This window comes from Cytobacillus oceanisediminis 2691, assembly GCF_007678455.1.
Taxonomy (GTDB): Bacteria; Bacillota; Bacilli; order Bacillales; family Cytobacillaceae; genus Mesobacillus; species Mesobacillus oceanisediminis_A.
In genome coordinates this window covers 1-21,655 of sequence record NZ_VEEP01000002.1, presented here as the reverse complement: position 1 = coordinate 21,655, position 21,655 = coordinate 1, and the positions used below count along the sequence as shown (strand labels likewise).

Annotated in this window: 17 protein-coding genes; 13 read left to right on the top strand and 4 right to left on the bottom strand. The window is 44.1% G+C overall.

Going from position 1 to position 21,655, the window contains the following annotated elements; genetic code table 11:
• Nucleotides 1-7 precede the first annotated feature (7 nt).
• From FS736_RS03700 to FS736_RS03690, 3 genes are all read left to right on the top strand, one after another.
• Nucleotides 8-1,609, top strand: coding sequence for an ABC transporter substrate-binding protein (locus FS736_RS03700; protein ID WP_144475030.1), 1,602 nt, complete (start codon nucleotides 8-10; stop codon nucleotides 1,607-1,609).
• 117 nt (nucleotides 1,610-1,726) lie between these two features.
• Entirely contained in the window at nucleotides 1,727-2,731 is a 1,005-nt protein-coding gene (locus FS736_RS03695; RefSeq protein ID WP_144475029.1) for an ABC transporter permease, read from the top strand.
• Between the two features lie 17 nt (nucleotides 2,732-2,748).
• Nucleotides 2,749-3,648 carry an ABC transporter permease gene (locus FS736_RS03690; protein WP_144475028.1) on the top strand — a complete coding sequence of 300 codons (900 nt, stop codon included), beginning with the start codon at nucleotides 2,749-2,751 and terminating at the stop codon, nucleotides 3,646-3,648.
• A gap of 42 nt (nucleotides 3,649-3,690) precedes the next feature.
• On the opposite strand, the gene FS736_RS03685 is transcribed toward FS736_RS03690, so the two are convergent.
• From FS736_RS03685 to FS736_RS03675, 3 genes are all read right to left on the bottom strand, one after another.
• Nucleotides 3,691-4,773 carry an FUSC family protein gene (locus FS736_RS03685; protein ID WP_144475027.1) on the bottom strand — a complete coding sequence of 361 codons (1,083 nt, stop codon included), beginning with the start codon at nucleotides 4,771-4,773 and terminating at the stop codon, nucleotides 3,691-3,693.
• A gap of 409 nt (nucleotides 4,774-5,182) precedes the next feature.
• Nucleotides 5,183-9,652, bottom strand: coding sequence for a glutamate synthase-related protein (locus FS736_RS03680; protein ID WP_144475026.1), 4,470 nt, complete (start codon nucleotides 9,650-9,652; stop codon nucleotides 5,183-5,185).
• A gap of 344 nt (nucleotides 9,653-9,996) precedes the next feature.
• The gene (locus FS736_RS03675; protein WP_144475522.1) at nucleotides 9,997-11,292 is read right to left on the bottom strand and encodes a glutamate-1-semialdehyde 2,1-aminomutase; all 1,296 of its coding nucleotides are present in this window, start codon (nucleotides 11,290-11,292) and stop codon (nucleotides 9,997-9,999) included.
• Nucleotides 11,293-11,536: 244 nt separating this feature from the next.
• Here FS736_RS03675 and FS736_RS03670 point away from each other — a divergent pair, with 244 nt between their 5' ends.
• The 9 genes from FS736_RS03670 to perR all read left to right on the top strand — a co-directional run bounded on the left by FS736_RS03670 (nucleotide 11,537) and on the right by perR (nucleotide 19,810).
• The gene (locus tag FS736_RS03670) at nucleotides 11,537-12,550 is read left to right on the top strand and encodes an ABC transporter ATP-binding protein (RefSeq protein ID WP_144475025.1); all 1,014 of its coding nucleotides are present in this window, start codon (nucleotides 11,537-11,539) and stop codon (nucleotides 12,548-12,550) included.
• Complete coding sequence (locus FS736_RS03665; RefSeq protein ID WP_144475024.1) at nucleotides 12,543-13,334, top strand: ABC transporter permease; 792 nt, start codon at nucleotides 12,543-12,545, stop codon at nucleotides 13,332-13,334. Before FS736_RS03670 ends, FS736_RS03665 begins: the two co-directional genes overlap by 8 nt.
• A 3-nt stretch (nucleotides 13,335-13,337) precedes the next feature.
• Nucleotides 13,338-14,123: an ABC transporter permease gene (locus FS736_RS03660; RefSeq protein WP_144475023.1), complete on the top strand. Its 786-nt coding sequence runs from the start codon at nucleotides 13,338-13,340 to the stop codon at nucleotides 14,121-14,123.
• A gap of 1,430 nt (nucleotides 14,124-15,553) precedes the next feature.
• Nucleotides 15,554-15,961 carry a potassium channel family protein gene (locus tag FS736_RS03655; protein ID WP_144475022.1) on the top strand — a complete coding sequence of 136 codons (408 nt, stop codon included), beginning with the start codon at nucleotides 15,554-15,556 and terminating at the stop codon, nucleotides 15,959-15,961.
• A 77-nt stretch (nucleotides 15,962-16,038) separates the two neighbouring features.
• On the top strand, nucleotides 16,039-16,506 hold the full coding sequence (gene bcp / locus FS736_RS03650) for a thioredoxin-dependent thiol peroxidase (RefSeq protein ID WP_144475021.1): 468 nt from the start codon (nucleotides 16,039-16,041) through the stop codon (nucleotides 16,504-16,506).
• A gap of 127 nt (nucleotides 16,507-16,633) precedes the next feature.
• Nucleotides 16,634-17,500 carry a TetR/AcrR family transcriptional regulator gene (locus tag FS736_RS03645; RefSeq protein ID WP_186326648.1) on the top strand — a complete coding sequence of 289 codons (867 nt, stop codon included), beginning with the start codon at nucleotides 16,634-16,636 and terminating at the stop codon, nucleotides 17,498-17,500.
• 258 nt (nucleotides 17,501-17,758) lie between these two features.
• Nucleotides 17,759-18,703 carry a D-2-hydroxyacid dehydrogenase gene (locus FS736_RS03640; RefSeq protein ID WP_144475019.1) on the top strand — a complete coding sequence of 315 codons (945 nt, stop codon included), beginning with the start codon at nucleotides 17,759-17,761 and terminating at the stop codon, nucleotides 18,701-18,703.
• Between the two features lie 3 nt (nucleotides 18,704-18,706).
• Nucleotides 18,707-19,258: a cob(I)yrinic acid a,c-diamide adenosyltransferase gene (locus FS736_RS03635; RefSeq protein WP_144475018.1), complete on the top strand. Its 552-nt coding sequence runs from the start codon at nucleotides 18,707-18,709 to the stop codon at nucleotides 19,256-19,258.
• Nucleotides 19,259-19,366: 108 nt separating this feature from the next.
• Complete coding sequence (gene perR / locus FS736_RS03630; protein WP_144475017.1) at nucleotides 19,367-19,810, top strand: peroxide-responsive transcriptional repressor PerR; 444 nt, start codon at nucleotides 19,367-19,369, stop codon at nucleotides 19,808-19,810.
• Nucleotides 19,811-19,932: 122 nt separating this feature from the next.
• Here the strand turns inward: perR and FS736_RS03625 are convergent, their stop codons facing one another.
• Nucleotides 19,933-20,277 (bottom strand): YgzB family protein, encoded by a 345-nt coding sequence (locus tag FS736_RS03625; RefSeq protein ID WP_144475016.1) that lies wholly within the window; start codon nucleotides 20,275-20,277, stop codon nucleotides 19,933-19,935.
• A 157-nt stretch (nucleotides 20,278-20,434) separates the two neighbouring features.
• Between FS736_RS03625 and FS736_RS03620 the strand changes: the two genes are divergently transcribed.
• The gene (locus tag FS736_RS03620) at nucleotides 20,435-21,310 is read left to right on the top strand and encodes a nucleotidyltransferase-like protein (RefSeq protein ID WP_144475015.1); all 876 of its coding nucleotides are present in this window, start codon (nucleotides 20,435-20,437) and stop codon (nucleotides 21,308-21,310) included.
• The last annotated feature ends 345 nt before the right edge of the window (nucleotides 21,311-21,655 follow it).

Here is a 21,655-nt window from a genome sequence, read left to right as displayed (position 1 = left end):
GAAGAATATGAAAAGGCGTTTTGGATTAATGTTTTTTGCTTTTATCCTCATCCTTAGCATGGGGCTTGCCGGCTGTAATAATGATTCCGGCGGCAAGAAAACAGGCGGGGAATCTGGTTCTGAAGGCGGATCATCGACTGGCGGAACTCTAGTATTTGGCCGTGGCGGCGATTCAACATCGCTTGACCCAGCTGTAACTACAGAAGGTGAAGCATTTAAAGTAACAAAAAACATCTATGAAACTCTTATCGAATTCGGTGAGCAGGATACAGAAATTCACCCAGGTCTTGCAGAAGAATGGACAGAGTCCGAAGATGGTTTGAAGCATACACTTAAACTTCGTAAAGGTGTTAAATTCCATGACGGCACCGATTTCAACGCCGAAGCAGTCGTATTCAACTTCGAGCGCTGGAAGGCCGGAAATAAGGAACAATTCTACTACTATAATTCGCAATTTGGTGATGTAATCAAGGAAGTAAAAGCAGTGGATGAGTATACAGTTGAATTCACATTGAACCGTATCCTTGCTCCATTCTACAAAAACCTTGCGATGTCACCATTCGGGATTGCAAGCCCTGCTGCAATCGAGAAGTATGGTGATAAGTTCATTGAAAATCCAGTAGGTACTGGTCCATTCAAGTTTAAGGAATGGAAACGCAATGACAAAGTAACATTGGTGAAAAACGAAGATTACTGGGAGAAGGGACTTCCAAAGCTTGATGAAGTCATCTTCCGTGTCATCCCAGAAAACTCAGCTCGTCTGAATGCTCTTAACACAGGAGAAGTCGACATCATTGACGGCGTAAACTTCAGTGATGTTGAATCCATCGAAAACAACAAGGATCTGCAGACGTTCTACCGACCTTCTTTGAACGTGGCATACCTTGGCCTGAACAACGAACGCGGACCGCTTAAGGATAAGAAAGTACGCCAGGCATTGAATCATGCGGTTAATAAGCAAGCGCTCATCGACGCTTTCTATGCCGGTGCTGCAGAGCCTGCCAAAAACCCAATGCCAAAAACAGTTGCAGGATATAACGATGCGGTAGAAGCATATGAATATGATCCAGAGAAGGCTAAGGCGCTTTTAAAGGAAGCAGGCTTTGAAGATGGTTTTGAAATTGAACTATGGGCAATGCCAGTTCCAAGACCATATATGCCAGATGGAAAGAAAGTTGCTGAAGCGATTCAGAAAGATTTTGCTGAAGTGGGCGTAAAAGCGAAAATTGTTTCTTACGAGTGGGCGACATATCTTGAAAAGACCCGCACAGGAGAAGCAGATACTTTCTTACTTGGCTGGACAGGTGACAATGGTGACGCTGATAACTTCCTGTATGTGCTTTTAGACCAGGATAATATCGACAGCAATAACTATGCTCGCTATGCAAACCCGAAAGTGCATGATCTGTTCATCAAGGCTCAGTCTACAAATGACCAGGCTGAACGCGAAAAACTGTATAAGGAAGCTCAATTGTTAATTAAAGAAGATGCTCCATGGATTCCGCTTGTCCACTCTGAGCCTGCACTTGCGGGAAGAGCAGATGTAACTGGATTCAAGGCACATCCGACAGGATCTGATATTCTTTCAACGGTTGAATTCAAAAAATAATGCATCGGGGAAAGGGAGAACATATGCATTCTCCCTTTTCTATTGGTAAAAAAATTTGGCAGCTTTAAATTTATAAGAAAAAGTTTTTTACTATGCAACAAGAAATGAGGTGGGAAGGTGTTTGCCTATTCTGTCAGAAGGATTTTTTCACTAATTCCTGTACTGTTGGGACTATCACTTATTGTATTTTTCATGATCCGAGCAATCCCTGGCGATCCCGCCCAAGTCATTCTCGGACAGTTGGCGACTAAAGATGCCATTGCGGATTTAACGAGAGAGCTTGGACTCGACCAGCCGTGGTACATGCAATATTTTAATTATCTTGGTGGGCTGCTGACAGGGGACTTAGGACAATCACTAAGGACGAAGTCGGAAATAAGCAATGAAGTCTGGCCATATCTAGCCGCAACGATGGAACTTTCATTTGTCGCGATGATGATTGCGATTTTTATAGGTGTCAATGCGGGGATCATCAGTGCGTGGTTCCAGAATTCCTGGTTTGATTACGGTGCAATGGTATTAGCGCTTGTCGGTGTATCGATGCCGATTTTTTGGCTTGGTTTGATGGAACAATGGATGTTCGCCATCAATCTCGATATCCTGCCGACCTCCGGGCGAGAAGAAGTAAGGAACCCGGTCGATGCCATCACAAATTTTTATATTATTGATACATTGATCCAGGGGAGAACTGACCAGTTTGTCGAGGTACTTAAGCATCTTGTCCTGCCGGCCATGGCGCTGGCAACGATTCCGATGGCCATCATCGCAAGGATCACCCGCTCGACAATGCTTGAGGTCATGAGGTCTGATTTTATCAGAACTGCAAGAGCGAAAGGGTTGAGCATGTTCTGGGTCGTTTACAAACACTCCCTGAAAAATGCAATCATCCCTGTATTGACGGTTATCGGTTTGCAGACAGGCCTTCTGCTTGGCGGCGCGATCCTTACCGAAACGATCTTCAGTTGGCCGGGGATTGGCCGATATATTTACGAAGCAATCAATTACCGCGATTATCCGGTAATCCAATCCGGCATCCTGATCATTGCGCTCATCTTTGTACTGATCAATCTAGTAGTGGACTTATTGTATGCAGCAATTGATCCTCGGATCAAATACCGTTGATGGAAGGGGAGAAATAGATGGAGATTTCAACTCAAAAACAAATGCAGCCGCCGGCCGTGCAGGCAGAGGAAAAAGTGGCGTCTCCCTGGGCAGAAGCATGGTATAGTTTCAAGAAGAATAAACTGGCCGTTGTCGGAACGGTAATTGTCTTGTTCTTTATTTTGCTGGCAATCTTTGCTCCATTGATTACGCCAGAGGGCATCAATGACCAGAAAATGGAGGTCCGTCTCCAAGCTCCTTCAGCAGATCATTGGTTCGGCACAGACGACTTTGGCCGTGATATCTTTTCCAGGGTTGTTTTTGGAGCAAGGATTTCTTTATGGGTAGGAACCTTTGCGGTAATGGGTTCAATCATCGTAGGCTGCCTGCTCGGTATCCTTGCCGGTTACTATGGCCGATGGGTAGATACCATTATATCAAGAGCTTTTGATATCATGCTGGCATTCCCAAGCATTCTATTGGCAATTGCCATTGTTGCTGTTCTCGGACCTTCCCTTAGGAATGCGCTCATAGCGATAGCAATCATTAATATTCCAAACTTTGGAAGGTTGATTCGGTCTAGGGTACTCAGTGTTAAGGAAGAGGAATATATCATGGCAGCGAAGGCGGTCGGGATGAAGGACAGCCGGATCCTGTTCCAGCATATTCTGCCAAATAGTATGGCGCCAATCATCGTCCAGGGCACATTGGCCATTGCGACGGCGATTATTGAAGCGGCCGCACTCGGCTTCCTTGGGCTTGGTGCTGACGCTCCAAATCCTGAATGGGGAAAGATGCTTGCAGATGCAAAAGATTATATGATCCAGGCACCATGGACAATGATTTTTCCTGGGCTTGCCATCATGCTGACCGTACTTGGTTTCAACCTGATGGGTGATGGCCTGAGGGATGCACTGGATCCAAGAATGAAGAGCTAATCCTATATGTAAAACGAAAAGCAGCTGATAATCCAGCTGCTTTTAAATTTCAGTATTTTGTTCGATCGTGATATTGCCGTCATCTTTATGATAGGACTGGAAGCTTGTCACGAGTTTATCGAGGTGTTCAACTTGCTCGCCGTATTCCATGATGATCGAGACTAATTGCATGACGTGGTACAGCATCTGGCTGTTTGTTTGATCCAGCTCATTTCTTTGCGCCAAAAACAATTCAAAAAGCTGTTTTTTGTCCAGGCAGACCTCACCCGCGATATAGGAAGTTTCAGGGCGGACTTTTCCGACATACTTCAGCATTACTTGTTCATGATGATTGATCAGGTAATCAAGCTGCTGCTGAATGACTTCCTGGAATTCTACCGGGAGCTGGTTGAATTCATTCTCGTATCGATGAAGCCTTCTCAGTGTTTCCAATGATTTTTTAACCGTGTTGATCATCTGTCTATAGATGACGAGTTTACGTGATTTAGCGAGTGTATTTTTCTTAAAATAATCACGTTCTTCTTTGTACATCATGTATAGCTGATCGAGCTTGATAATGCCTTCGCGAAGCTTCTCGATGTCTGCCTTAAGGAGCTGGTGCTCGGAGGCGTGGCGTGTGCTCAGCCTGATCCATTTCGTAATTTCCTCTGATAGAATGGAACTCTTGTAATAAAGTTTGTTTTCATACTTCGGAGGCAGGAAAACTAGATTGACAATGAATGCAGAAACAACCCCGAGCATGATGGTCGAGAAACGAATCACAGCAAATTGGATGAAATTATCGCCAGGCGTCTCCATGATTGCAATTAGAGTTACCATCGAAAGTGAAATCGTCTTTTCCAGATTCAGCTTAAGGTTTAACGTAATAACCAGTACCGCCGCAAGGCCAATAATGAAAATGCTGTTGCCAAACGCCATGACGAACAAGACCGCGGTCGCGGCACCGATCAGATTGCCCTGGATATGTTCAATGATTGATTGATAAGAGCGATATACAGTGGGCTGCAGGGCAAAAATCGCTGCAATCCCGGCAAATACCGGTGATGGCAGATTGAAAATATTCGATAAAAATAATGCAAGAGTAATGGCAATTCCCGTTTTTAAAATGCGGGCACCAAGTTTCATTTAGAGTGAATTCCTTTCATTAGAGACAAAAAATCTCATTCGTTAAATGCAAAGACCGTGAAATTATTTATACTTTAAACCATTTTGTTTAAAACTAAACAATTATGTACTATACAATGGATATGGAAGAAGTTCAAGCGTCAATTTACCAAAAAACAAGCCTTTTTTTATGAAAGTGGTTACATTTCATTGGAGAGGATATCGGTAAAACAAACTTATTGGAGATATTCCTTAATTATTGTGAGATATTCCTGAAAAAGCGGATATATTCCTTAAAAATGGATTATATTCCTTAGAACCAAAATATATTCCTTAAAATCCAGCCTTTATTCCTGAATCAGGCTAATCTGGATTGTGTCCAAAATAAATGGCCCCGTTTTAGTAACGGGGCCACTATCACTTTCTTAAATCATTCAGTTGATACGGCCGGGTCTGCCTGCTCTTTAACAGGAACGACCTGAACAAAGTGATCTTCTGGATGCTCCATTATTAATGCAAGTTCTTTGGCTTCATTTTCCTGGCCATGGCGTGCCAGCATCTCGGTATAGGATGAAAGCATTTCTTTTACATCCTGTACGCCTTTTGCGGTTAGTGTGTCGATGGAAACCTTCGCGCCTTTGGCAATACGGCGGGTGAGGGCTTCTCTTGTCAAGCCCATCTCCGGCTGATGTCTCAGATAGACGACACCGCCTGTCATGCCTGCACAAATCCATGGTCCCGGATCACCGAGGACAAGTCCGCGGCCATTCGTCATGTATTCAAACGCAAATCCTTTGATATTGGCGTTTGTTCCAATGTTGCCGAATTCTTTTTCAGGGATAGGCTTTTTCACAAGTCCGCCGATGATCATATCAGCTCCTGATAAACGGATTCCAGCACGGGCGTCGGCATTGCCCTGTGCGACGAGCAATCCTTTCTGCGCTCCGTAGCCAAAGCCTTTGCCGACTGAACCATTGTAGAAACCGCCATCCTTGCCAGGGGATTTCGCGATTAAAATCGCACCGCCGAATGAAGTCTTACCGACTCCGTCCTGGCCGCCGCCGTCAATCTCTATGTTGATGCCATCTGTGTTATAGGCGCCAAGTCCGTTTCCGAGAATGGAACCTTTGTAGCGAAGTGAGACTGGCTGCAGATTACGATAGGATCCATCAAGACGTCCACGGACACGGTGGCAGGAAACCCTGCTGGCCAGCACACGCTGTTCGGCAGTGACAGCTCTGAATTCGCGTGACTGATGAAGCTCTTCGTCGATTGCATCAAGATACTCGGCGCCTGCAGCGACCTGGAGCTGTGCTGATGCCATCGCGGCAGCAGCTTCTTTTTGATGCATGATCTGGCCGATTTCAAGCGGCTTCAGCAGGTAGGTCAAATCAAGCAAGTCATTTCCTTTAATCTGTTCCAGCAAGTCGGAGCGGCCGACTGCTTCCTGCAGATTTTTGATTCCGGCAGAAGCAGCCAGAGCCTTCAGTTCATTCCCGAATGCAGTGAATAGATTCATGATACCCTGGACAGCAAGGTCGAACTGGCGAGGTACAAATCGGCGCAATCCGTGTTCCTTTGCCTGTGCTTCTGAGTCGATTTGGGTTGCAATCCCGACATGGCACGTATCCAGATGGCAGCCTCGGCAAGTTGTACAGCCGATGGCCAGCATTGACAGCGTACCAAAGCCGACGCGGTTTGCACCTAGGAGCATATATTTAATCACATCCTGAGCACTCTTCACACCGCCATCAGCCCAGAGCTCGACATTGTCGCGCAATCCTGCTTCAAGCAAGGCATTGTGTGCCGCCTTAATGCCAATTTCGGCAGGCAAGCCGACAAACTGGAGTGCGTGGATGCGGGCAGCACCTGTACCGCCGTCAAAACCGCTCAAGGTGATGATATCAGCCCCTGCCTTGGCGATACCAACTGCAATCGTGCCGATATTCGGAACGACAGGAACCTTAACGGCTACACGTGCCTGGTCATTGGCTGTCTTGAGCTCATGGATCATTTGCGCAAGGTCTTCGATCGAATAAATATCATGGTTGTTTGATGGTGAAATCAAATCAGAACCAATGGTGGCATTCCTTGCTTCCGCGATTTTAGCTGTAACCTTCGAACCAGGAAGGTGTCCGCCTTCACCAGGCTTTGCGCCCTGACCAATCTTGATTTCAAGAAGATTGGAAGAGTTCAGCAGCTCCGCATTCACACCGAAACGTCCTGAGGCAACCTGCTGGCCTCGCGTGCGCGGGTACTTGCCAAGCATATCCTTGATTTCGCCGCCCTCGCCGTTCATGCTTACCATGTTCAAACGGTCTGCGCCTTCAGCATATGCACGGAATGCGATTTCGTTTTGCGAACCAAATGACATTGAAGCGATGACAAACGGCAGGCTGTGTTCACCTACGCCGATTTCAACTTCTTCTGGTGAAACCTTTGAGTCAGTCTTTTTCAATCCAGTCAAATGGCGGATCGTAGTCGGGTTGCTGTCTTCCTGTTCGGAAATTTTCTCCCGGTAGACACTGTAGTCCCCGGTAGAAGCAACCTCACCAATCGCTTTCCAGATACGAGGAAAGAGGTGGAACGTCTTGCCGATCCGTTCTTTTTCGTTCTGGAAGTCTTCAGCTCTCTTCAATGCGTCTTCTTTCATTGCTTCGAAATTGTATGCAAGTTCATTAGAACCAAAGAAGTTCACGATCACTAAATAATCTGCAACTTCATCATTCAGGCCTATTGCCGAGAACAGACGCCCGTATCCGCGCAATTCATGGATACCGATTGTGGAAATAACCTTTTCAAGGCCTTTCGTAAGGGCGCTGTACAGATTCACAAGCGGTGTGATGGACTCATCGAGTACTGTCATGAACATATAATATGGGCTGACTGCGTCTGCGCCCAGTCCGAGTGCAACAATGATATCATGCAGCGATCTTAAGGAAGCGGAACGAAGCAGCAGTGAGCAGTCGCGGCGCAATCCTTCTTTTACAAGAGCCTGGTCGATCGCTGAGACGACCAGATGCGGATCGAGCCACAGAGAATTTTCCTGGTGGGCCATTGCATCGTCAAGAACAAGCAATGTTTTGCCATCCTTCACAGCAGCAATTGCCTCAGCAGCAAGTTTCTCAAGCGCATCCTTGACTGTTTCGTCACTGTGGAAAACTGTTTCCAGATAGGCAGCAAGTTTGTCATCCTGATAGCATTGGATGACCTGGTCCATGCTTGGCTGGCCATTTTTCAACGAAGCCTCATAGCCTGCTTTGCCTTCGATAAGCAGAGGGGTGAGCAATTCGATGACTTTTCCTGTTTCTGTTTTTCCGAAAAGCGAAGGGCGTTTGCCGAGAACAGTCCTTGTTGAAAAATGTTCCGCCTCGCGGTCACGGTCTATTGCAGGATTTGTTACGACAGCGACACTTTCTTTAATAAAATCAGCGATATTTTTGCGTTCTGGATTCATCGCAGCAAGCGGAGCGTCATGTCCAAGGGAGCGGATTGGCTCTGCCCCTTTTTCAGCCATCTGTTCGACGAGCTGGACGTGGTCACGCTCCCAGCCGAATGCCTTATATTGTCCGTTATGGATTTTATCCGGGTATGTCATTGTTACCGTTTTTGCAAGATTTGCACCTTGTAGGCGATGACGGGCTTCCTGGAAAGAAATACGCCCGGAAAAACGCTGGTAAACCGCACTCTGGAACTGCTCCATTTCATAAACTTCGATTTTGTCACCATTCCATTTCAGGCCGACCTTCTCGCCCGGTGCAAGTGGCTTGGGGTCATTTGTGTACTCTGTTGATGAAATGATTCCCGGTTCTGATGAGAACAGGTATGAGCTTTCTGTTTCAACCATCCAGAGAGGGCGCAGGCCAAGAGCATCCACACTGAATACTGCTTCGTCGGCAAATCGCGAAATGATTCCGGCAGGTCCCTGTGCGAAGTGTCCCCATGCTTCGCGGATATAAGTATATAAATCTTGTAAATGCTCCGGATAAGCTTTGATTTCATTGATGATTGGCGGGAACATCATGTCCATTGCCTCGAACAATGAGTAGCCATCACGGCAGATGAATGTTTCCAGCGTACGGCTTAAATCCTGTGAGTCACTGCCATCTTTGACGAGTGGGACATTGACCATTCGAGCTTCGTCGCGGAGTCTTGCAATTGTATTGATTTCTCCGTTATGTCCAAGGACGCTGAAGGGCTGAACACGGAAAAAGCTTGATAGAGTATTAGTAGAATAACGGTTGTGCCCAAGAGTCATAGTGGATGCCACAAGCGGGCTTGCCAGGTCATGGTAGTATTTCGGCAGTATGTCGCCTGCGCCCATAACCTTATAAACAGCGTGGTATTGGCTTAGGGAAGCCACATGAACCTGATCGTTTTTCTCGAAATCTATGATCATATTAAACAATTTGCCTGAAAGTTCCTGTCCGACTTCGTCTGCAAGGCATGCGAACTGCCAGAATACAGGATTTTCCTGGATGGCAATCGGGCCAAGCGCTTCAGGATTTGTTACGTCAACAGATGAAAAGATCGGCATCATGTTTTGCTCTTCAAGCTTTGCCTTAAGTTCATCCTGGATTGCTTCAGCTTGATCGGTCCTCGTGATAAAAACATGTCCGACGACGAAGCTTTCGTTGTCGACAGCGCTGGATTCCACACCAGCTTCAATAAGTTTTTCCTTCCAGAGCGCCCGTGGAATATCGATGTGCACACCCACTCCATCACCTTCGCCATTGATAAAGCCTGCTCGGTGGTTCATGGTGACGAGGCCATCAATACAGTGAAAAATATTTTCGCGCGTCGGGATCTTCTTTTTTTCAATGCTGGCTACAATTCCGCAGGCATCGTGTTCGAATCTTGAGAAATCTTTGAATTTGGAAGGGCTCCATTGTGTTGTCATAAATTTCGGCTTATAAAGTGTTCCTTTAAGCCGGTTCACCTCCTGAAAAAATAATCTATGATTTGTCGTTTGATAGCTTGGTACATGAGGGTATAACATTTTGACGGGAATTTAAAGCAAGGGATTAAAAGCGGCCACTTGAATGGCTAATTTTAAGAATATTAATAGCAACTATATCATAAGAATTTTCAGAAATCAATTATTTATACATATTTTTGGATGAAAAGAATGTGGAGAGGGATTGTCGTAAATGGAAAATAGCTAGCAATGTAAACGTTTTCATTTATAGGATGAAAAATAACAGGCATCCAATCGATGCCTGTTATGTATAGAAAGTTGTATATTTATTCATTCGCCATTGAATAAAATGCCTGGTCAACTGCATGCAGGGTGGCTTCAATATCTTCCTGTGTATGAGCAATCGTAACGAACCATGCTTCATATTTGGAAGGAGCTAGATTGATTCCCTGCTGAAGCATCAGGTTGAAGAAACGCGCAAACATTTCGCCATCTGTGTTCTCTGCCTGCTCATAGTTTTCGATCTTTTCAGTTGTAAAGTAGATGGTGAGCGCACCTTTCAGACGATTGGTCGAAATCGGGATCCCGTGCTTGCTTGCTGAAGCTGTGATTCCTTCTTCGAGCATCGCGCCAAGCTGATCTAGGTAATCATATACACCATCCTGTTTCAGGACTTCCAGGCAGGCAATGCCGGAAAGGATGGAAGCCGGGTTGCCAGCCATCGTGCCCGCTTGATAAGCAGGGCCAAGTGGAGCGACTTTTTCCATAATTTCAGCACGGCCGCCGTAAGCGCCGATTGGCAGGCCTCCGCCGATGATCTTGCCCATTGCTGTAAGGTCAGGTGTGATTCCCAGCAAGTCCTGAGCTCCGCCGTACATAAAGCGGAAGGCGGTGATGACTTCATCAAAAATGATCAGCGATCCAGCCTGATGGGTAAGCTCCTTCACTTCCTCTAGGAAACCAGGTTTAGGTTCGACAATTCCAAAATTGCCGACAATCGGCTCCACTAAAACTGCCGCGATTTGGTCGCCCCATTTTTCAAGTGCCTCCTTGAAAGGTTCAATATCATTGAATGGCACTGTAATGACTTCCTGTGCAATGCTTTTAGGCACACCAGCTGAATCAGGCGTCCCAAGAGTGGATGGACCAGAACCTGCAGCAACTAATACCAGGTCTGAGTGGCCGTGATAGCAGCCGGCAAACTTGATGATTTTATCGCGCCCGGTATATGCCCGTGCTACTCGGATTGTCGTCATGACTGCTTCGGTACCTGAATTCACAAAACGCACTTTATCCATCCCGGGCATTGCTTCCTTCAGCATTTTTGCGAATTTAACCTCATGAGGAGTTGGCGTGCCATATAATACCCCTGTTTCGGCAGCTCTTTTGATTGCCTCGGTAATATGCGGGTGGGCATGCCCCGTGATAATCGGGCCATATGCCGCCAGATAATCGATGTATTGATTGCCGTCCACATCCCAGAAGTATGCCCCCTGGGCCCGTTCCATCACAACAGGGGCACCGCCGCCGACTGCCTTGTAGGAACGGGACGGGCTATTTACGCCTCCGACGATATGTTCAAGTGCTTCATTATGTATTCGCTCAGAATTCGTTCTTTGCATCATTAAACCTCCTAAATATGACTGCCTAACTATTTTATCATTAATTTTATTTTTTACCGATTGTTTCACTTTTCGTTCATTTCCAACGAAAAAGAAGCTTTGTTTTAGACTCGCAATTCCTTCGTTATTCAACATGTTTTCTGATTGAACTATCCGAGACCACGAAAAGGGTAATCAGGCATAGCATTTGTTTTAGCCAGGAGGATTGGCTAAACTGTTTGAGTGACCAAAGGAGGAAATCAACATGAACGCAATTGAAGTGAATGGACTGCGGAAGGAATTCAAGGCATATTCGAGCCGTTCCGGATTATCGGGAGCCTTCCGTGATCTTTTTACACGTAATTATAAAATCGTTCCTGCAGTGAACGATATCAACTTTACCGTCAAACAGGGAGAGATGGTCGGTTACATCGGTGAAAATGGCGCCGGGAAATCGACGACAATTAAAATGCTGACCGGAATCCTCACTCCGACTTCAGGAAGTGTCATTGTAAATGGCATGAATCCTCATAAAGAAAGGGAAAGGTTCGTCCAGACGATTGGTGTTGTGTTTGGCCAGCGTTCCCAGCTCTGGTGGGATATCGCTGTCCAGGAATCGTTCCGTCTGTTGAAAAAAGTATATAAAGTTTCGGATGCTCAGTATAACGAGCATATGGACCATGTGATTAAAACGCTTGATCTGGAACCGTTGCTCGATAAGCCAGTAAGGAAGCTTTCGCTTGGGCAGAGGATGCGCTGTGAACTTGCCGCCGCGCTGATCCATAACCCGCCGCTGCTTTTCCTTGATGAGCCGACTATTGGTTTGGATGTGCTCGTTAAGCTGAAAATAAGAGAGTTTTTAAAAGAAATAAATGAGAAGTACAATACGACGATTCTGTTGACAACGCACGATTTGACTGATATCGAGGCACTGTGCGAGCGGGTCATCATGCTTGATGAAGGGAATATTATCTATGATGGCGCCCTGAAAAGTCTGAAGGAGAAATGGGGAGAAGGAAAGGAAATCAGTTTTGAGTTCCTTGAACCTGCTGACATTAACCATCTCGAGTCGTTGACAGCCAATCTGGGTATAAAGTGGGAACTGGATGAGAAGAGTCAGGTCTTTACCGCGATGACTGGGGATGATGAGGAAACTGTGTCCCAGGTGATTGCACTGACGGTCGCTGCCTATAAGGTCAGGGATGTAAAAATCAATGAGCCATCCACTGAAGAGATCATCCGCAATATCTATGATAAAGGGATGGCGATCAATGGATAAATATCTTGAAATGATCCGCATCCGTTTTTTGATGATGCTGGCGTACAGGACGAATTATTATACGGGAATCTTGATTTACAGTATCAATATCGGAGCTTACTACTTTCTTTGGAATGCGATTTATGGAGGAAAGAGTGAAATAGAAGGCTTGAGTGCTGTGCAAATGACGACTTATGTGGCGGTTGCCTGGATGGCAAGGGCGTTTTATTTCAATAATATCGATCGGGAAATGGCGACGGAAATCAAGGAAGGCAAGGTAGCCGTTGAATTGATCAGGCCATATAGCTATCTCGGCATGAAAACGATGCAGGGACTGGGAGAAGGGATATTTAGATTGTTCTTCTTTTCCGTTCCTGGGATGGTAATTGTCGCGTTGATTTTCCCATTGGAATTTTCAGCTGACGCCGCGACCTGGGGATTGTTCGCAATTTCGATTGTGCTAAGCTTTTTCATCAACACACAATTGAACCTGCTGACGGGAATCACTACTTTCTTCTTATATAATAATACTGGCCTGATTAGGGCCAAGCGTGTCCTCATCGACCTGTTTTCAGGATTGCTGCTGCCAATCAGCTTCTTTCCTGGCTGGGCCCAGGAAATTATGAGGTTTCTTCCCTTTCAGGGAATCAGCTATATTCCTAGCATGATATTCACGAATGGCTTAACAGGGAGCGAGGCAGTCGAAGGTCTTATGCTTCAGGCTGCATGGGTGTTGATATTGGTGATCCCAACCCAGATTCTTTGGGTCATAGCAAAAAAACAATTGATTATACAGGGAGGGTGACAAGTGTTTTACGTTAGCATGTTTTTTCAGTATGTCGCCCAGTATATGAAAACAAGGCTCGAATACCGGGCAGATCTGGTCGTTGAAATATTTTCGGATTTATTGTTCCAGGCGGTCAATCTGATATTTATCCTCGTGGTATTCGATCATACCGAATTCCTGAACGGCTGGAGCCGGGATGAAATCATCTTTATATACGGGTTTTTCCTTGTGCCTTACGCACTTTTTTCTTCCTTCTTCAATATTTGGGATTTCAATGAACGTTATATAGTAAAAGGGGAACTTGACCGGATCCTGACAAGGCCGATCCACAGCCTGTTCCAAATCATCCTTGAACGGATGGAACTGGAATCATTGTTCGGAGCCATCACTGGCCTAGCTGTCATGTTTTATGCCGGAAGCCGGCTTGGCCTTGAGGTAAGCTGGTCTGATCCATTCTTATTTGTTTTATTTGTCCTGGGCGGTGTTCTTGTTTATGCCGGCATTTTCGTGATGATCGCCTGCATAAGCTTCTGGGCAGATGCCCGCACATCCATCATGCCGATGATGTACAATATCGGGAACTACGGCCGCTATCCTGTTGATATCTATAACAAGGCAATCCGGTTTGTCCTGACATGGATTTTGCCATTCGCCTTCGTCGGAGTCTATCCCGCTGCCTATTTCCTCGGACGAGATGAGTGGTATGGTTATTCATTTTTGACACCAGTAATCGGGCTCGCCTTTTTCAGCCTGTCAGTGTTCATTTGGAATGAAGGCGTTAAAAGATACCGTGGTGCTGGGAACTGACTTTAATTATTTCAGCACCATGAGGGAATCGTTGCTGGGGAAAGATGCCCTTTTAGAGTCCAAAACAGCTTGATATGGGTACTGCTGATTGAGGAAGGTGCCCTTATGAGGCACAAAGCAGCTCCATAAGGGTACTATTACTGGAAAAAGATACCCTTATGGGGCACAAAGCAGCTCTATAAGGGTACTATTACAGGATAAAGATACCCTTATGAGGCCCTAAACAGCTCCATAAGGGTACAATTATAGGAGAAAGGTGCTCTTATGAAGTCCAAAGCAGCTCTATAAGGGTATCATTACGGGAGAAAGATACCCTTATAAGGCCAAAGCAGCTCCATAAGGGCACTATTACTGAAGAAAGATACCCTTATAAGGCCAAAGCAGCTCCATAAGGGCACTATTACTGAAGAAAGATACCCTTATGCAGTGAAAATCAGCTCTATAAGGGTACCATTCCAGGAGAAAGATACCCTTATGAAGTCCGAAGCAGCTCCATAAGGGTACCATTCCAGGAGAAAGGTGCCCTTATGAAGTCCAAATCAGCTCCATAAGGGTACTATTACGGGAGAAAGATCCCCTTATGAGGCACAAATCAGCTCCATAAGGGTACCATTCCAGGAGAAAGATGCCCTTATGAAGCCCTAACCAGCTCCATAAGGGTACTATTACGGGAGAAAGATACCCTTATAAGGCCAAATCAGCTCCATAAGGGCACTATTACTGAAGAAAGATACCCTTATGCAGTGAAAATCAGCTCTATAAGGGTACCATTCCAGGAGAAAGATACCCTTATGAAGTCCGAAGCAGCTCCATAAGGGTACCATTCCAGGAGAAAGGTGCCCTTATGAAGTCCAAATCAGCTCCATAAGGGTACTATTACGGGAGAAAGATCCCCTTATGAGGCACAAATCAGCTCCATAAGGGTACCATTCCAGGAGAAAGATGCCCTTATGAAGCCCTAACCAGCTCCATAAGGGTACTATTACAGGAGAAAGATACCCTTATAAAGTCCAAACCAGCTCCATAAGGGTACTATTACAGGAGAAAGATACCCTTATAAAGTCCAAACCAGCTCCATAAGGGTACTATTATAGGAGAAAGATACCCTTATGAATCCCAAAACAGCTCCATAAGGGTACTATTACAGAAGAAAGATACCCTTATGAAGCCCAAAACAGCTCCATAAGGGTACCATTCCAGGAGAAAGATACCCTTATAAAGTCCAAAGCAGCTCCATAAGGGTCTCATTCCTTAAAGACAGTACTGCAGCATTAACCTTGCTGCGGTCTTTTTTATTATTTCAGACAGGTCCTGACTTGAAATGCCGAAAATAGTCAGAAGCATGGATCTCATCAGAGTGTACTTGCTGTCATACTCCTATTTTCGCCAGCGTATAGTGAAGGGAGAGAGGCATGAAATGAGGCTTGAAAATGCAATTTTACATTTCAATTTTTTTGATTGTTTTAGCTATATTTTTGAGTTTGCGGACATTATTCATTCCTCATAAAATTAAAGGCAAGCAGGTCTCGTTCGAAAACTTTGTCACACTTGCGCTGATTTATGGGACGGTGATGGCTGGCTTTGGATTATTGTATTATTTGCTTGATTTGAAAGGAATCTGGGTACTATCCGATGAGAGCATGCGGCCAAGCACTTCGTCGTATGAGAGGATGTCAACGAGTATGTACTTCAGTGCCATTACTCTGTTTTCTGTAGGATATGGGGATATTGCTCCAGTCGGGGTCGGGAGGGCGATCGCTGTTTTGGAGGCGCTGATTGGTTATACGATTCCTGCAGCGTTTGTAACAAGGGCCATGTTTGATCAAAAACGGTCCTGAAGTGTTCCTTTGATTTGTATTCCAACCCGAAATTAGATAGGCTAATGTTAATAGATCAAATTTTGGAGGGATACATAATGGCACTGGCTATAGGTGAAAAAGCACCGGCGTTTGAGCTGCCGGCAAGCAATGGAGAAACTGTAAAACTTTCCGATTTTGAAGGGAAGAATGTGGTGCTTTATTTTTACCCGAAAGATATGACACCCGGCTGCACAACAGAAGCATGTGATTTCCGGGATCATCATGAAAGCTTCGAGGGGTTAAATGCTGTCATTCTTGGGGTGAGCCCAGATCCGATTAACCGGCATGAAAAATTCATTGAAAAGCATGGATTGCCTTTCCTTCTTCTTGCGGATGAAGACCATAAAGCAGCTGAGGATTATGGCGTCTGGCAGCTGAAGAAAAACTTTGGCAAAGAATACATGGGCATCGAAAGGTCTACATTCATCATTGATAAGGACGGCAATCTTGCCAAAGAGTGGAGAAAAGTTAAAGTAAAGGGCCATGTGGAAGAGGCGCTTGAATTCATTAAAGAAAACCTGTAAACATGGAGACAGCCAGAAACGGCTGTCTTTATTGCTGTTTTGATGCCGGTTATAAGTTATAATAGGGTGTATAATTATTACCATGACCAGTCAGTCAATCGATGTTTATATTGGGGAGGCAATAAAGATGAAGGAAAAAGAAAAAGCAATCATCGAAGCAGCGATTAAGCTTTATGCGACGAAAGGGTTCGCTTCTACCTCAATCCAGGAGATCGTCACGGAAAGCGGAATTTCCAAGGGCGCTTTTTATCTTTATTTCAAATCCAAAGAAGCTTTATTGATCGCAATTCTTGAATATTATTTTGATTATATCCAGAAGAAACTTGAAGGGTTTGAAAATGATAATCTGCCGCCCAGGGAAAAGTTTGCTTTGCAGTTGACAGCATTATTCAATACCATGCTCGAGCATAAGGAATTCATCATCATGCAATCCAGAGAACAGGCAATTCCCTTGAATGAAGAGGTAAAGGAATTGATGATCCGCAAGTATTACGAAGCACAAATGTTTTATCAAGGCAGCCTGCGGGCAATCTACGGTAAAAGTGCTGAAGCGCATTTATGGGATATGGCGCTAATGCTCGAGGGATTTTTTAATTCTTATATAAAGTTGCTTCTATTCAATCCTGAAGGATTCAAGATTGATGAATTAGTGGGATACATTCTAAGAAGAGTGGATTCATTGGTTGATGGACTGCAGGGAGAGGAGCCACTGGCAACAAAAGAAAAAATCGATGAGTTGATAACAAAGACCAAGGCATACTTCCTGACAGATAGCAAGGACATTAAAAAGGTCATCACTAAAATGAAAGAAGCAGTTGCTGATCTTCAAAATAGAGATGACTTGCTAATCACACTGGATGTCCTCGAGAGTGAGATCGAAAGAGATGCACCCCGAATCCCGGTAATCCAGGGAATGCTGTCAAACCTCAATGACGAGCCATCGCTTGATTTCTATCGTGAAGCTATCGCAAAAAAATATCATCTAAAGGGATAATTTTTCCGCCTATTTTTATCAATACAGGCTACTGTCCATTCATTTCAGCTGTAACTGAATATCATTGTATTAGGGCATACCTCCTCAAACACTTTAGCGGGCTTAAATAGCCCGCCTTTTTTATGGGGAAAACAGGTTCGAATTCCCATTCTTCGAAATGTAGCGCCGGCTTTTCATTTTTCAGGCTTGGAAGTTGTTTAATTAAGTGAAAATTAATACAATTAATAGTACGAAACTAGAACGAAGGGTTGGGTGAAAATGAATATTTACTCCTCGATTCTTCCGGCTGAACGATTGCAGGAAGAGGTGAAAAAGGAATTCCCTCAGGTGAGCTTCGAATTCCATAAAGGAATCAAGGAAGATTTATTTTTGGATGCAGAGATATTCCTTACCTATGGTGAAGATTTGACGGAAGAGCTGATTGGCAAAGCAGACAAGCTCAAATGGATTATGGTCATGTCTGCCGGTCTGGATAAAATGCCATTTGAAGCGTGTAAAAAACGCGGAATCCTTGTTACAAATGTGCGGGGGATCCATAAAATTCCGATGGCTGAGTTTACCGTCGGCATGATGCTGCAGCATGTTAAACAAATGAAGTCGTTATGGTCAAATGAACAAAGCAAAACTTGGGAACGTAAATTGCCAATGGGAGAATTGTACGGCAAGACATTGCTCATTCTAGGTATAGGGGCGATTGGGGGAGAAGTGGCCCGTTTGGCAAAAGCTTTTAATATGCAAACGATTGGTGTGAATCGGAGCGGCCGCCAAGCCGACTGGACAGACGAAAACTATACGATGGAAAACTTCAGGGAAGCTTTGCCTAAAGCGGATTTCATTGTTTCGGTATTGCCAAGTACGCAAGAAACGAAGCATTTCCTCGACTTGAACGATTTTGTCTTAATGAAAGACACAGCTGTGTTTATCAATATTGGCCGTGGTGACTTGGTCCAAGATGAGGTGTTATTGGCCGCACTTCAGGAAAATAAGATCGCGCATGCTTATCTGGATGTTTTCTATGAAGAACCTTTGAAGGAAAGTCATCCATTCTGGACAATGGACAATGTAACCGTAACTCCTCATATTTCAAGCTTGACCAAAAATTATTTGCCAAGGTCCTTTGAAATTTTCAAACAAAATCTTCATACATATCTTAATAAAGCCACAGAGTTTATCAATGTAATCGACATGGACAGGGGGTACTGATTAATGAAAATCTATACTAAGACAGGGGACAAAGGAACAACCTCTCTTATTTATGGAACAAGGGTAGCAAAAAATGATATGCGTGTTGAAGCTTACGGGACATGTGATGAGACAAATTCAATGATAGGCCTGGCACTCAGTTACCTGAATGGAGAGTTTTTTAACGATAAAGAAGAAATGCAGGCAATCTTCCATAAGATCCAGACAGTTTTGTTCCATGTCGGTGCTGAACTGGCCACTCCTCCTGGCAAAGAAGTAAAATGGGTACTTGAAGCAAAGGATATAGAAGAACTAGAGAAGAAAATCGATGATTGGGATGCAGCGCTTCCGCAGTTGACGAACTTCATTCTTCCTGGGGGACACCAGGCAGGTGCCGCGCTTCATGTAGCAAGGACGGTTGCCAGAAGAGCGGAACGCCAGGCTGTTGAGCTGGGAGATGAGGTTAACCCGCTTGTCCTGTCCTATTTAAACCGACTATCCGACTTCCTGTTTGTCGCCGCAAGATATGTGAATATGCACCTGGGAGCAAAAGAACAAACCTTGCATCAAGGTTGAGAGTTGTAAATGTTTGTGGTGTAGCAATATTGACAAAAGAGGAATAAAATTAGTACACTAATTATAAACATTATAAAATAAGAATTATAATCTGAAAAAGTGAGGTGCATGGCGGTGGTACAGAGTCATTTAAAAGAAGCCCTGGATACCTTGAAGGATACAGGAGTCCGTATTACTCCGCAACGTCATGCGATACTCGAATATTTAATAAACTCAATGTCGCACCCTACAGCAGACGAGATTTATAAAGCGCTTGAAGGTAAATTTCCAAATATGAGTGTAGCGACGGTTTATAACAATTTGAGAGTATTCCGTGAAGTTGGATTGGTCAAAGAACTGACATATGGGGATGCCTCCAGTCGTTTTGACTTTGTTACTTCCCATCATTATCACGTCATCTGTGATCAATGCGGGAAAATCGTTGACTTCCATTACCCTGGCCTTGACGAAGTAGAGCATTTAGCTTCCCATGTAACAGGTTTTAATGTTGGGCACCATAGAATGGAAATATACGGAACTTGTCCGGAATGTTCCGCAAAGGAAGTCCATTAATACTTACGGCTGATGGCATAAGCTATCAGTTTTCTTTTTTTGTCTGCGTACATGATTCTGCTGCTTCATATGTAAGCATTGTGGGATAAAAAAAGAACTCGGCAAAAAACCGAGTTCTCTTTTTATTTTTTTCGATTGTATTGTTCATCGAACTCCTTGCCTTCCAGAGAGGCATCTAGAGTTAACGGTTCGTTGCAATACATGCAAATATCCACCCTGCCAAGCATTTTCGTTTGTTTCCCGCAATTAGGGCAAACTACCTGAACTGTCTTTGTCGATAACAGTCCAATCCAAAAATAGACAACCGTGCTGGCAATAATAAACAGCAATCCAAGGATCATAAAAATTGTCATGACCACAAATGAGCTGCGGAAGAAGATACCCGCATACATAACGATGAAGCCAATGAAGATAAGACTTAACGCAAAGGTGCGGATTTTATTTATTTTACTTGAATATTTACCCATTGAAGTTTCCCTCCCTAAAATCTAACTATATCATACTATTTCCGGCAAGATAATCATAAAAAGTAAACACCGATGTCGAAAATTGTCTAGATGAAATGCAGGAGATTTTATATAATTGTCGAACATATATGCTAACAAACAAATGGAGGAGTTTATTATGGAGGATATCCTTCGTTCGATTTATCAAGAACGTGCAAGCCACCCTAACACCGTAGGAGTGGTGGCGGTGGAGAAGAGACATAAAGCGCTCGCTGCGACCGATACATTTGATGTCATTTTGCTTATTATAGTGAAAGAAAATGAAGAACCTGTGTTTGTTAAACATTATTCCTATCAGGATAAAAAAGCCGCCATGCATATTGTAACCGAAAAGCAGATCAATGATTGGCTCCTAACTGGCAGCAATAAAAAGATTTTTGATTGGCTTTACAATGGGAAGATAATTTTTGATCGAAATGAAAAAATCGCTGATTTAAAACATGAACTTAAAGAATTTCCGTTTTTCGGACGCAAAATAAAAATGGGAATTGAGTTTGCCAAGTTGATCAGAAGGTACTCAGATGGCAAGATGCTATTTGATAACTTTAACTATTTGGATGCCTACAATTATGTTGTGCATTCATTGCATCATCTTGCAAGACTTGCAGTGATAGAGAATGGCTTTCATCCCGAAGTGACCGTCTGGCATCAAGTGAAGCAGATCGAGCCAGAAATCTATAAGTTATACGAAGAGTTAATTTGCAGTGAAGAAACAATAGAAAAAAGGCTTGAGCTCTTGTTCCTGGCAAGCGAATTCCTGATCCACAAAAGGACAAAAGTAGGGAGCCATCATTTAGTGGAAGTGATGGAAGGTGAAGAGTATTGGGCATTCAGTGACCTGATGTCCCATCCAGAACTTTTACCGTATTCTGTTGACCTGGGAATCCTTGTAGAGTATTTGATTGATAAGAAAATCATTGAAGTAGTAAACGTAGAAACGAAAGGACAGGGTATTTATCACAGATATTATAAGGTTGCTGAAAAGTTATCCTGAAAAAACGAAAAAACCTATTGACCATTCAAAAAATACTTGGTATATTAATAACCGTCGCTGCGGAACACAGCAAAAACATTTTCGCGGCAGACGGTTTACAACTTAAAAGTATTTTTCACTGAAAAACATTTTTAGAAGAAAGTGTTGACAGGAAAAATGCCTGATGGTATATTAGTAAAGTCGCTTCTGGGCGGCATGCTAACTAACTTGCTCTTTGAAAACTAAACAAACAAGCGTCAACAAACAATAAATTATCATGCTTCTATTAATAGAAGACATGAGCCAACGTTTTAACTTATGAGCTAACTCATAACTCTTTCTTGGAGAGTTTGATCCTGGCTCAGG

What these genes read in the sequence shown, in the direction of transcription:
- FS736_RS03620 (WP_144475015.1), top strand. Translation starts at nt 20,435, where the DNA reads ATGGAGGATATCCTTCGTTCGATTTATCAAGAACGTGCAAGCCACCCT.
- FS736_RS03685 (WP_144475027.1), bottom strand. Translation starts at nt 4,773, where the DNA reads ATGAAACTTGGTGCCCGCATTTTAAAAACGGGAATTGCCATTACTCTT.
- perR (WP_144475017.1), top strand. Translation starts at nt 19,367, where the DNA reads ATGGCGGTGGTACAGAGTCATTTAAAAGAAGCCCTGGATACCTTGAAG.
- FS736_RS03645 (WP_186326648.1), top strand. Translation starts at nt 16,634, where the DNA reads ATGAAGGAAAAAGAAAAAGCAATCATCGAAGCAGCGATTAAGCTTTAT.
- FS736_RS03675 (WP_144475522.1), bottom strand. Translation starts at nt 11,292, where the DNA reads ATGCAAAGAACGAATTCTGAGCGAATACATAATGAAGCACTTGAACAT.
- FS736_RS03670 (WP_144475025.1), top strand. Translation starts at nt 11,537, where the DNA reads ATGAACGCAATTGAAGTGAATGGACTGCGGAAGGAATTCAAGGCATAT.
- bcp (WP_144475021.1), top strand. Translation starts at nt 16,039, where the DNA reads ATGGCACTGGCTATAGGTGAAAAAGCACCGGCGTTTGAGCTGCCGGCA.
- FS736_RS03665 (WP_144475024.1), top strand. Translation starts at nt 12,543, where the DNA reads ATGGATAAATATCTTGAAATGATCCGCATCCGTTTTTTGATGATGCTG.
- FS736_RS03640 (WP_144475019.1), top strand. Translation starts at nt 17,759, where the DNA reads ATGAATATTTACTCCTCGATTCTTCCGGCTGAACGATTGCAGGAAGAG.
- FS736_RS03655 (WP_144475022.1), top strand. Translation starts at nt 15,554, where the DNA reads ATGCAATTTTACATTTCAATTTTTTTGATTGTTTTAGCTATATTTTTG.
- FS736_RS03635 (WP_144475018.1), top strand. Translation starts at nt 18,707, where the DNA reads ATGAAAATCTATACTAAGACAGGGGACAAAGGAACAACCTCTCTTATT.
- FS736_RS03680 (WP_144475026.1), bottom strand. Translation starts at nt 9,652, where the DNA reads ATGACAACACAATGGAGCCCTTCCAAATTCAAAGATTTCTCAAGATTC.
- FS736_RS03700 (WP_144475030.1), top strand. Translation starts at nt 8, where the DNA reads ATGAAAAGGCGTTTTGGATTAATGTTTTTTGCTTTTATCCTCATCCTT.
- FS736_RS03625 (WP_144475016.1), bottom strand. Translation starts at nt 20,277, where the DNA reads ATGGGTAAATATTCAAGTAAAATAAATAAAATCCGCACCTTTGCGTTA.
- FS736_RS03690 (WP_144475028.1), top strand. Translation starts at nt 2,749, where the DNA reads ATGGAGATTTCAACTCAAAAACAAATGCAGCCGCCGGCCGTGCAGGCA.